This is a genomic window from Pseudomonas sp. GZD-222, assembly GCF_049310525.1.
Lineage (GTDB): Bacteria > Pseudomonadota > Gammaproteobacteria > Pseudomonadales > Pseudomonadaceae > Aquipseudomonas.
The window spans coordinates 1-9,605 of record NZ_JBMOWO010000110.1 but is presented as its reverse complement, the minus strand read 5'-3'; the positions used below and the strand labels follow the sequence as shown (position 1 = coordinate 9,605).

Below are 9,605 nucleotides of genomic sequence, written 5' to 3'. Positions count from 1 at the left end.
AAAATCATTGCGGGGCAAGCTCGCTCCCACAGCGATCACCTCATGCGGTGGGAGCGGGCTTGCCCCGCGATTAGGCCACTACAACTCAAGCCCCACTTTAAGCAAAGCGCCATCCTCGGCATCGGTCAGCACATACAGATAACCATCCGGCCCCACCCGCACATCACGGATCCGTGCATCAAGCTCCCCCAGCAGGCGCTCTTCGTGCACCACCTTGTCGCCGTCCAGCTGCAGGCGAATCAACTCCTGGCTCGCCAATGCGCCGATGAACACACTGTGCTCCCAGGGTTTGAAACGCGGGTTGTCGTAAAACGACATGCCACTGATGGCCGGCGACTTTTCCCAGACGTGGTGCGGGTCGACCATGCCATCGACATGCTCGCCCCGGGCTTCCGGAATCGGCGTCAACGTATAGTTGATACCGTGGGTCGCGACCGGCCAGCCGTAGTTCTTGCCGGGTTTGGGGATGTTGATTTCGTCACCGCCGCGGGGGCCGTGCTCGTTGGTCCACAGCTCACCGGTCCAGGGATTGAGTGCCGCGCCCTGCTGGTTGCGGTGGCCGAATGACCAGATCTCGGGGCGGACATTGTCCTGCCCGACAAAGGGGTTGTCCTTCGGCACCGCGCCGTCCGGAAGGATGCGCACCAGCTTGCCCTGCAGCTTGTCCAGGTCCTGCGCAGTGGGGCGCTGGTTGTTTTCGCCCAAGGCAATGAACAGGTAGCCGTCACGGTCGAAGACCAAGCGTGAGCCAAAGTGGTTAGCTGTCGACAGCTTGGGCTGCTGGCGGAAAATCACATTGAAGTCTTCGATCTTGGCGTTGTCGGCAGACAAGCGTCCACGACCCACAGCCGTGCCGGCTTTACCCTCCTCGCCACCGCCCTCGGCATAGCTCAGGTAAACCATGCGATCCTGCTTGAAGGTCGGCGACAAGACGACATCGAGCAACCCGCCCTGCCCTTTGGCCCACACTTCAGGGACACCCCCCAGTGGCGCACCGACTTTGCCCTCGGCACTGATGATGCGCAGATTGCCCGCACGCTCGGTCACCAATATGCCTTTACCGTCGGGTAGAAACGCCAGCGCCCAAGGGTTCTGCAGACCCTCGGCCAGGGTACTGACCCTGACGCTGCCCTCCTCACTCTTGAAGGTGCGTTCAGGTGCGGCATGGGCCAGCAGCGGTAACAGTGCAGCGGTCAACAGCGTGGGTAGCCAGGTGCGTGCGGTCATTAACGTTTCCTTCCAGGGAGAACCTGCCAATCAAGGTGTGCGGGTCGATTCACGAGGCGGCCGGGTGGGTTCCAGATTCGGTGTGGTCTGCTCGCGGCGCATGTTTTCGCCGTTGCCGATACCACGGTTTTCAAGGGTCGGCGGGCGTGGATTGGGTTGGGTCGAGGGACCCCGCACGGGCGGCGTGGCCTGCACACTGCCCTGGCGGCTATTGGGGTTGGCGCGCATGATCGGGCTGTTGTAGGGGTTGTTTGGCGAGCCCGCCAATTGCACTGGCGTTTCAGTTGGCGCCGCCTGTAGCGGTGTGCTTAGCAGCAGGCCCAGAGACAGGCCCAACAATGATGCGTTCACGGTACACCTCCTGCGCGAAACGACGCGCCCAAGCATTGGATAGCCTAAGACGCGTCGGGTTCGACAGGAAACTGCGAATTGCCCTACAGGTAATTCATTTTGTTTCCAGATCAGCCGTCGACCTTGTGGCGGGCGGCATACAGACAGAGCATCTCCATGGCCAACGTCGATCCCGCCAAGGCGGTGATATCGGCATGATCATAGGCTGGCGCGACTTCCACCAGATCCATTCCCACCAGATTGATACCGCGCAGGCCACCGATGATTTCCAGCGCCTGCACCGTGGTCAGCCCGCCACATACCGGGGTTCCGGTGCCCGGCGCGTACGCTGGGTCGAGACAGTCGATATCGAAGGTCAGGTAAACCGGGTGGTCACCTACCCGCGCACGAATCGCCTCGATGATCGCCTGGCAACCGCGCTGGTGCACCTGGCGCGCATCCAGCACGGCAAACCCCTGGGTATCGTCATTGGTGGTGCGCAAACCGATCTGCACCGAGCGCGACGGATCAACCAGACCTTCGCGCGCGGCATGCCAGAACATCGTACCGTGGTCGACGCGGCCGCCATCTTCCTCGCACGGCCAGGTATCACTGTGGGCGTCGAAGTGGATCAGCGACAGCGGGCCGTGTTTACGCGCATGGGCCTTGAGCAGCGGGTAACTGATGAAGTGATCACCACCCAGGGTGAGCATCGCGCAACCCGCTTCGAGGATCTGCTCGGCATGGGCCTGGATGCTGTCCGGTATGGTGTGTGGGCTGCCGTAGTCGAAGTTGCAATCGCCATAGTCGATCACCGCCAGGTGGTCGAACGGGTCGAACTCCCATGGCCAGTGACGGGCCCAGGCCTGCTGCACCGAAGCGCTGCGGATGGCGCGCGGGCCGAAGCGGGCACCGGGGCGGTTGCTGGTGGCGGTGTCGAACGGCACGCCGCTGACCACCACGTCGACACCGCGCAGATCGCGGGTGTAACGGCGGCGGGAAAAACTGGTGATACCGGCGAAGGTATTTTCGGCGACGGTGCCATACAGGCTGTCGCGGGTCATGGCCTGGTCGTTGTCGGGGGCGAGATCCATCATCGGGCTCCTTTGTGGATTGTTATTGGCGGCTACGGAAAGTGGTCCACAGGCGGGTGCGCTGGCGCATGTCGGCCAGGGCCATGCTGCGGTCGGCAAACAACCGGGCGCGCACTTCGTTCGAGGGGTAGATATCCGGGTCGTTACGCACGGCTTCATCGACCAGTGCAGTGGCGGCCTGGTTGGCGTTGGCAAAGAACAGCGTGTTGGTCAGCGGCGCGACCGAATCAGGACGCAACATGAAGGCAATAAAGGCGCGGGCCGCCTCCGGGTGCGGCGCGTCCTTGGGCACGACCAGGTTGTCCTGCCAGATCAAGGTGCCCTCGCGCGGAATCCGGTAGACCACCTGGTACGCTTTGCCGGCCTGGCGGGCCTGATCGGCGGCCATGGCGGCATCACCGTTGTAGGTCAGCGCCAGGCAGATGCTGCCATTGGCCAGGTCGCTGATTTGCCGGCCATTGGCGACGTAAGCGATGGAAGGCTGCAACTGTTTGAGCAGCGCCTGGGCAGCCGCCAGATCGTCCTTGTTGCGGCTGTAAGGGTCTTTGCCCAGATAGTTCAGGGCCACGCCGATTACTTCCTGGGGCGAATCGGACATGGCAATGCCGCAGTCCTTGAGCTTGCTGGCGTACTCGGGCTTGAACAGCAGGTCGAGGCTGTCCAGCGGCGCATCGCCGACCCGCTGGCGTACCGCCTCAAGGTTCATCCCCAGGCCCAGGGTGCCCCAGGTGTAGGGCACGGCGTACAGGTTGCCGGGGTCGACGTCGGCCAGTTTCGCCAGCAGGTCCTTGTCGAGGTTGCCGTAACCGGGCATCGACTGCGCCTGCAGGGGTTGCAGCGCGCCGGCCGCCAAGGCCCGGGCGAGCAGACTGGAAGACGGCACGACCACGTCGTAACCACTGCCGCCGGTGAGCAATTTGGTTTCCAGCACTTCAGTGGTGTCGAAGGTGTCGTAGCGCACCTTGTAGCCGGTTTCCTTCTCGAAGCGCTGCAAAGTCTCCGGGGCCACGTAGTCGGCCCAGCTGTAGAGATTGAGGATTTTCTCTTCGGCATGCACCGGCAAGGCCAGGATCAGGGGGAGCAACCACAGGGACGTACGCATGTCGGGCACCTTTATCAGTGGATGCCGACAGCATGCGCGCCGGGTAACATTGCTAAAATGGCAAGTTACTTAACCTGACATTCACCGGGAGCAATGTTTGATGCTCGGACAACTGCACGACCTTGATCTGCACCTGCTGCGGCTGTTCGTCACGGTCGTCGAATCTGGCGGTTTCAGCGCCGCCCAAGGTGTGCTGGGGCTGAGCCAGCCAAGCATCAGCCAGCAAATGGCGCGCCTGGAGACACGTCTGGGTTATCGTCTGTGCAGCCGTGGCAAAGGCGGTTTTGGCCTGACGGCAAAAGGTGAGGTGCTGCTCAAGGCAACGCGGGAATTGCTTGTCCAGATCGAAGCCTTCCGCCATCAGGCCAATGGCGTAGCCGGGCGTTTACTTGGCGAGGTACGGGTGGGCATTTCCGAAGCCCAGGACAGCAGTGTGACCCTGCGCCTGGCACAGGCCATCGAGCGTTTTCGCCAACGTGACGAATCGGTACGCCTGGAACTGGTCAGCGCCATGCCGGCCGACCTTGAGCGCCTGCTGTTACAGCAGCGCCTGGACCTGGCCATCGGTTACTTCTCCGGCAAACAGTCGGCGTTCGACTACACACCACTGTTCGAAGAGACCCAGCGCCTGTACTGCGCCAGCCATCATCCATTGGCCAGCCAGGCACAGGTAAGCCTGGAAGAACTGCTGGCGGCTGACCAGGTCGAGCACCCCTACCGCTTTCTGGAAAGCCCTGATCCGCTCAGTGGCGGTCGAGCATCGGCGCGCTCCGAGCAGGTGGAAGGTGCCCTGACATTCATTCTGTCCGGGCGCCATGTCGGCTACCTGCCCTGCCACTTCGCCGCGCCCTGGGTCGAGCGCGGACTGTTGCACGCCCTGGACCCGACGCTGAACTTTCAGGTGCCTTTCGCCCTGGCCCGGCACCGCGCCCAGGTGCCCAGCGATGCCCAGCAGGCCTTCGAAGCCGACCTGCTGACGGCCTTCGCCTGACTCAGTACGCCATCGACCAGGTCAGGGTGTAGGTGCGACCACGGCCCTGGTAGTCATACAAGTACTCCGGGCCGTAGGTCGGCGAGTAGAACAAGGTCGCGCGCTGGCCCCAGACCGTACTGTACTGCTTGTCCAGCAGGTTCTGGATACCGGCGCTGAAGGTGCCGAAACCGGTGTCCTGGCTGCCCAGCAGGTCGAAGGTGGTGTAACCGCTGATTTCGTGGTCGGCGTCATCCTTGAGGGTGAAGGCATGGTTGGCCTGCAGCCGCGCGCTGCGTCCCTCGCCCTTCCAGCCAACGAATGCGGTGGACTTGGAAAGCGAGGCATAACGGGCATCACGCTTGATCCAGTCGCCGTCCTTGTCTTCCTCTTCCGAGCGCACCAGGTGCAGGGTGCTACCGGCTTCCCAACCGCTTTCGAAGTGACGGGTCAGCGCCCCTTCGAAACCGAAGTCACGGCTTTTCTGCTCTTCGACGTTGATGGTCAAGGTGGCCATGTCGGTGGTGATGATCTTGTCCGACCAGATGTAGTACACCGCCGCCTGGGCGTCCCAATCCAGGTCGGCATAGCGCCAGCCCATTTCCACCTGGCGGCTCTTGATCCCGGCCAGCGGGTTGTCCTCGACACTCAAGCCGGGCTTGCCGTAGAACTTGGCCGGGTCGGGTAAATCGAAACCCTCGCCGTAGTTGGTCCAGACCTGGTGACCGTTCTTGAAGTCATAGATGGCGCCGAGGTTGAACAGGTTGACCTGATAGTCGTTGGTACCGCCGGGCACGTTCTTGAAATCGCCGACATCGACGTCCATCTGCTGGCGCCGGGCGCCACCGGAGACGGTCAGGTTATCGGTTGCATGCCAGTCGAGCTGGGCGTAGTACGACAAGCCATCAACCCGGTAGCTGGGATAGCGCGGTGCCTTACTGGCCTTGTCCAGGTCCAGGCCGCCGCTTTCTGACGACGTCAGGGCATCGAAGGTGGTCTGCTCGGCATTGAAGCGTTCGCGATCCAGGTCCACACCATAGGTCAGCTTGAGCGTGTCCCATTGCTTGGCAAACAGCGCCTTGAGGCTGCTGACTTCGAAATTCTGCTGCGAGGCGGCAAAGTAGACGCCTTTGACGCCGGCCGGCTTGCCAGGGTTGTAATACGGGAACGGATAGAAGTTGTCGTCTTCCTTGCGGTATGACGCCTGCAGATAGAAGTCCTGCCCGAGTACATCGCTGTGATGGTAGTTGGCATTGAGCAGCAGACGCTTGGTGCGCGGTTCAAGGTCGGTTGAGTAGCCGCCGCGCAACTCGGCGTCTTCCAGGTCCGAAGGGGCATTGTGGTTCAGGTTGGGAAAGTAGATCCCGGTGCTGCCGTGGTTACCCGAATCGTAATACTGGGCCAGCAGGTCGAGGCTTTGTTCGTCGTTGAACTTCAGGCCCAGGCTGCCGAGCACATCGATAGCACGGTTGTACTGCAAGTCGGTCTGGGTGTTGTCGATGAAAATCTGATCGCCTGCGCCATCGTAGAACGCTTCGTTCTGCTCGGCGGAAACACCCAGGCGCGCGTTGATCTGTTCGTTACCGCCGCTGACCGATTGGGCGATGCGGGTCGAAAGGTCGTCGCTATTGTTGAAGCCGCTGCTCGCACCCACCTGGGTTTCGAAACGCGCAGGCCCAGCCTCGCCCTTTTTGGTGACGATGTTGATGATACCGCCGGTGGCACCACCACCGTAGATGGCGCTGGCACCGGAGAGCACTTCGACGCGCTGGACGTTGAACGGCGAGATGCTGTCGAACTGCCGCGACAGGCCGCGTGAGCTGTTCTGACTGACGCCGTCGATCATCACCAGCACATTGCGCCCACGCATGTTCTGGCCATAGTTGGTACGCCCTTCCGGCGCCAGATCGAGGCCGGGGACCAGCTTGCCAATCGCCTCCTTGAGGCTGACACCGCTGTTGATCTGCTCATTGAGCTGCTGCTGGTCGACCACCCAGACGGTACCGGGAATTTCACTGATCGAGGTACTGGTACGCGACGCCACGCTGACTTCGATCGGCTTGAGGCTGACGCTTGCCGGGGCTGCCTGAGTTTTACGCAGGATCACCGTGCGCGACTCGCTGAACTGCCAGCTCATGCCGCTGCCGGCCAGCAGGCTCTGCAGGGCCTGGGCGATGCTGTAGCGGCCATTGAGAGCCGGGCTTTGCAAACCGGCAACGTCAGCGGTGGTGTACAACAGGTGCAGGCCGGCCTGGTCGGCGAACGCGGTAAGCGCCTGGTCAAGGTCCTGGGCTGGCAGCGCCAGGCTCACTTCACGGTCTTGCTGGGTGCTGGCTGGCGCAGCAGTCACGGTATCGGCGGCGTGTACCCAGACTGGGCCAAGCAAGGCGGCGACGGCGGTCGAAGCCAGCAGTGCGTGCTTGAAACTACCGGTGGAGCGGGCGATAGGCTTGAGCGTACCCTTCACAATATTCTTCCAGGCGATGTTGTAAATGAGAATGGATTGCTGATCAGTCTCACTACGACGATTGGGCGAGGAAGAACTTGCAGTACGAAATTGAAAATATTTCAGTTGTGACGTTATCGCGGTCGATCAGTACACCACAGCCAACCACGGTAAATAGGTAACTTTGAGCGCATAACGTTGCTCAAGGGTGCGCAACAACCCTTGAGGATCATCCAGGTCAAATACTCCACTGACCTGCATCGCCCCCAGCTGTTGATCGGACAACACAATGCGTCCGTGCTGATATCGCTCAAGCTCGGCCAGGACTTCACGTAACGGCTTGCCATTGAAGATCAGCTTGCCACGCTGCCAGGCCGTCAACGAACGGGCGTCCGGGGTAGCCTGCAACGTGCGCTGACCAACCTGCGCTTCACCCTGGGCGATGACCACGCGGTTGTGGTCGCCATCACGACGCACACTGAACACCGCCCCGCTACCTTGCACGGCGTCGCCACCGGCCTCGACGACGAAGGGGCGTGGATCGCTTGCCGGCTCGAACAGGGCTTCGCCCGCCTTGAGCAGCACCCGCCGCTGAGCGTTGCTGAAGTCCACTGACAAGGCGCTGCCACTGTTGAGCAGTACCTGCGAGCCATCGGCCAGGGTAATACGTTGCTGCTGACCAACGCCGGTATGGTAATCGGCAAGCAAGGCCGGGGCCTGCTGCCAGCCACCATAGCCCACCAGCGCCAACACCAGCGACGCGGCCAGGGCCGAGCCCCAGCGACGGCGAGGAGCTGGGGCAACCGTCACGGCGGCAGCCGCGCGGGTCTGGCCCAGATCGCCCCATAAGGATTCGGCTTCCTGCGCAGCTTCTGCATGGGCAGGACTGAGCTGGCGCCAGCGCTGGTACCGCGCGCGGTCTGCCTCGCTGGCGGTGCCAGAGTGCAGCAACACCTGCCAGTCGAGGGCATCGTCGGACAAATCGCTGATCGGCTGCGGTGCAGGCATGGCTTGGGCATCAATCATGGTTGTGTTTGAGCCAGTCACGGCAATGGCGCAGCGCCTGGCCGATGTATTTTGCCACCATGCTCTCGGAAACGCCCAGCTGTTGTGCAATCTGCGCCTGGGTCAGACCTTCGACACGGTTGAGCAGCAACGCCTGCCGCGCATTGGGCGACAGTTGCAGCAAGGCTTCGTCCAGTTGCTCAAGACGCTCGCGGGCGAGCAAGGCGGCTTCCGGTGCTGGCGCCGGGCACGGCACCTGGCTCGCCGCTTCGGTATCGTCCAGGTTGCCGGCCATGCGCTGTTCGCGGCGCAAAGTATCGATGGCAAGGTTGCCGGCCACGCGGAAGATGAAACTGCGAGCGTGCAGCACCGGCAGGTCCTGCTGCTCGATCTTGACCAGCTTGAGGTAGGTTTCCTGAGCCACATCGGCCGCGCGCTGACGGTCGCTCATGCGCCGGGTCAGAAACTGCAGCAGGTCATCGTAATGTTCCTGGAAACTGGCAAGCAGCCCGGACACGGGAGACGTCAACATGGAGGGATTCGATGGGCCTTGGGAACGGGGGTAGACGTTAATGAGAAACAGTATCGTTCAAAACATCTACTGCTTACAACGTCGCCGTGCATTTCCCACACCAAGGCCGTGCCTGGCAGTGCGCTACTTGGCTGCCGCCATCAGCTTGTTGACCTCACTGCGGACCATGTTGGCAAATTCCGGCGGCGACATGCCATCCAGCTCGGAACGTACCCATTCCGCCCATTTACCCTTGCGCCGGGGCTTTTCGGCAATCAGCCGGGCCGCTTCGCCCTTGGCCTTGCCCAGGTTGGTCTGCCAGAGTTCGAACAGTCGCGCTTTCTCGTCCTCGATCTGCGCCCGTTCGGCGAAACTCTTATTGGCCAGATTGAAACTCATGAGGGGTGTCCTGCTGCTGGAAAATAGCCGCTATCTTACACTGTAGCCGCGAAGGGCCGGCAAACCGCTGCAACTTTCCGCGCCCGTTGGTATCCACTGTTCAATGCCCATCAATTGACGAGGAACTGTCCATGGCCAGGAAAACCACCGTGCAAACCGATGCCGAGCAAATCAAGGACCAAGCGTTCAGCGAACTGCAGTCGTTGATCGAAGAGTCGGAAAAACTGCTGCGCGACAGCGCCGCGCTGGTTGGTGAAGACGCCGAAACCTTGCGCGCCCAGATCGGGCTCAAGCTCAAGCAGGCCCGCGAAGCGGTTGGTAATGTGCGCAGCAAGGCACAGCCGGTTGTCGATGCCACTCACGACTACATTGGAGGCCATCCCTGGCAGACCGTAGCGATCTCGGCGGGATTCGGGTTGGTGGTGGGATTGTTGCTCGGGCGACGCCCTTAAAGGCATCGCGGGGCAAGTCGAGTCGTCGCACCGCCGCTCCCACCGAGAGTCTATTTTCCGGCGGGAGCG

At 61.9% G+C, this 9,605-nt stretch carries 9 protein-coding genes and 1 pseudogene; 2 read left to right on the top strand and 8 right to left on the bottom strand.

Annotated elements, in window-relative coordinates; all coding sequences use genetic code 11:
- Nucleotides 1-78 precede the first annotated feature (78 nt).
- The 4 genes from ACO6VD_RS20600 to ACO6VD_RS20585 form a co-directional block, all read right to left on the bottom strand.
- Entirely contained in the window at nucleotides 79-1,227 is a 1,149-nt protein-coding gene (locus ACO6VD_RS20600) for a PQQ-dependent sugar dehydrogenase (protein WP_422421710.1), read from the bottom strand.
- 30 nt (nucleotides 1,228-1,257) lie between these two features.
- A complete protein-coding gene (locus ACO6VD_RS20595; RefSeq protein ID WP_422421708.1) occupies nucleotides 1,258-1,578 on the bottom strand; it encodes a hypothetical protein in 321 nt (106 codons plus the stop codon).
- Between the two features lie 110 nt (nucleotides 1,579-1,688).
- Nucleotides 1,689-2,651 (bottom strand): agmatinase, encoded by a 963-nt coding sequence (gene speB, locus ACO6VD_RS20590; RefSeq protein ID WP_400170029.1) that lies wholly within the window; start codon nucleotides 2,649-2,651, stop codon nucleotides 1,689-1,691.
- A 22-nt stretch (nucleotides 2,652-2,673) separates the two neighbouring features.
- Nucleotides 2,674-3,753, bottom strand: coding sequence for an extracellular solute-binding protein (locus ACO6VD_RS20585; RefSeq protein ID WP_422421706.1), 1,080 nt, complete (start codon nucleotides 3,751-3,753; stop codon nucleotides 2,674-2,676).
- 100 nt (nucleotides 3,754-3,853) lie between these two features.
- Between ACO6VD_RS20585 and ACO6VD_RS20580 the strand changes: the two genes are divergently transcribed.
- Nucleotides 3,854-4,744 carry a LysR family transcriptional regulator gene (locus ACO6VD_RS20580; protein WP_422421705.1) on the top strand — a complete coding sequence of 297 codons (891 nt, stop codon included), beginning with the start codon at nucleotides 3,854-3,856 and terminating at the stop codon, nucleotides 4,742-4,744.
- A 1-nt stretch (nucleotide 4,745) separates the two neighbouring features.
- Here ACO6VD_RS20580 and ACO6VD_RS20575 read toward each other — a convergent pair whose 3' ends face one another.
- The 4 genes and pseudogenes from ACO6VD_RS20575 to ACO6VD_RS20560 all read right to left on the bottom strand — a co-directional run bounded on the left by ACO6VD_RS20575 (nucleotide 4,746) and on the right by ACO6VD_RS20560 (nucleotide 9,084).
- Nucleotides 4,746-7,190: a TonB-dependent siderophore receptor gene (locus ACO6VD_RS20575; protein WP_422421703.1), complete on the bottom strand. Its 2,445-nt coding sequence runs from the start codon at nucleotides 7,188-7,190 to the stop codon at nucleotides 4,746-4,748.
- Nucleotides 7,191-7,316: 126 nt separating this feature from the next.
- A complete protein-coding gene (locus ACO6VD_RS20570; protein ID WP_422421701.1) occupies nucleotides 7,317-8,195 on the bottom strand; it encodes a FecR family protein in 879 nt (292 codons plus the stop codon).
- Nucleotides 8,196-8,199: 4 nt separating this feature from the next.
- Nucleotides 8,200-8,706: pseudogene (locus ACO6VD_RS20565) on the bottom strand (RNA polymerase sigma factor); the annotation flags it as partial.
- Between the two features lie 123 nt (nucleotides 8,707-8,829).
- A complete protein-coding gene (locus ACO6VD_RS20560; protein ID WP_038612906.1) occupies nucleotides 8,830-9,084 on the bottom strand; it encodes a hypothetical protein in 255 nt (84 codons plus the stop codon).
- 131 nt (nucleotides 9,085-9,215) lie between these two features.
- Here ACO6VD_RS20560 and ACO6VD_RS20555 point away from each other — a divergent pair, with 131 nt between their 5' ends.
- Complete coding sequence (locus ACO6VD_RS20555; protein WP_422421699.1) at nucleotides 9,216-9,536, top strand: DUF883 family protein; 321 nt, start codon at nucleotides 9,216-9,218, stop codon at nucleotides 9,534-9,536.
- Nucleotides 9,537-9,605: the final 69 nt, after the last annotated feature.

What these genes read in the sequence shown, in the direction of transcription:
- ACO6VD_RS20600 (WP_422421710.1), bottom strand. Translation starts at nt 1,227, where the DNA reads ATGACCGCACGCACCTGGCTACCCACGCTGTTGACCGCTGCACTGTTA.
- speB (WP_400170029.1), bottom strand. Translation starts at nt 2,651, where the DNA reads ATGGATCTCGCCCCCGACAACGACCAGGCCATGACCCGCGACAGCCTG.
- ACO6VD_RS20585 (WP_422421706.1), bottom strand. Translation starts at nt 3,753, where the DNA reads ATGCGTACGTCCCTGTGGTTGCTCCCCCTGATCCTGGCCTTGCCGGTG.
- ACO6VD_RS20580 (WP_422421705.1), top strand. Translation starts at nt 3,854, where the DNA reads ATGCTCGGACAACTGCACGACCTTGATCTGCACCTGCTGCGGCTGTTC.
- ACO6VD_RS20570 (WP_422421701.1), bottom strand. Translation starts at nt 8,195, where the DNA reads ATGATTGATGCCCAAGCCATGCCTGCACCGCAGCCGATCAGCGATTTG.
- ACO6VD_RS20560 (WP_038612906.1), bottom strand. Translation starts at nt 9,084, where the DNA reads ATGAGTTTCAATCTGGCCAATAAGAGTTTCGCCGAACGGGCGCAGATC.
- ACO6VD_RS20555 (WP_422421699.1), top strand. Translation starts at nt 9,216, where the DNA reads ATGGCCAGGAAAACCACCGTGCAAACCGATGCCGAGCAAATCAAGGAC.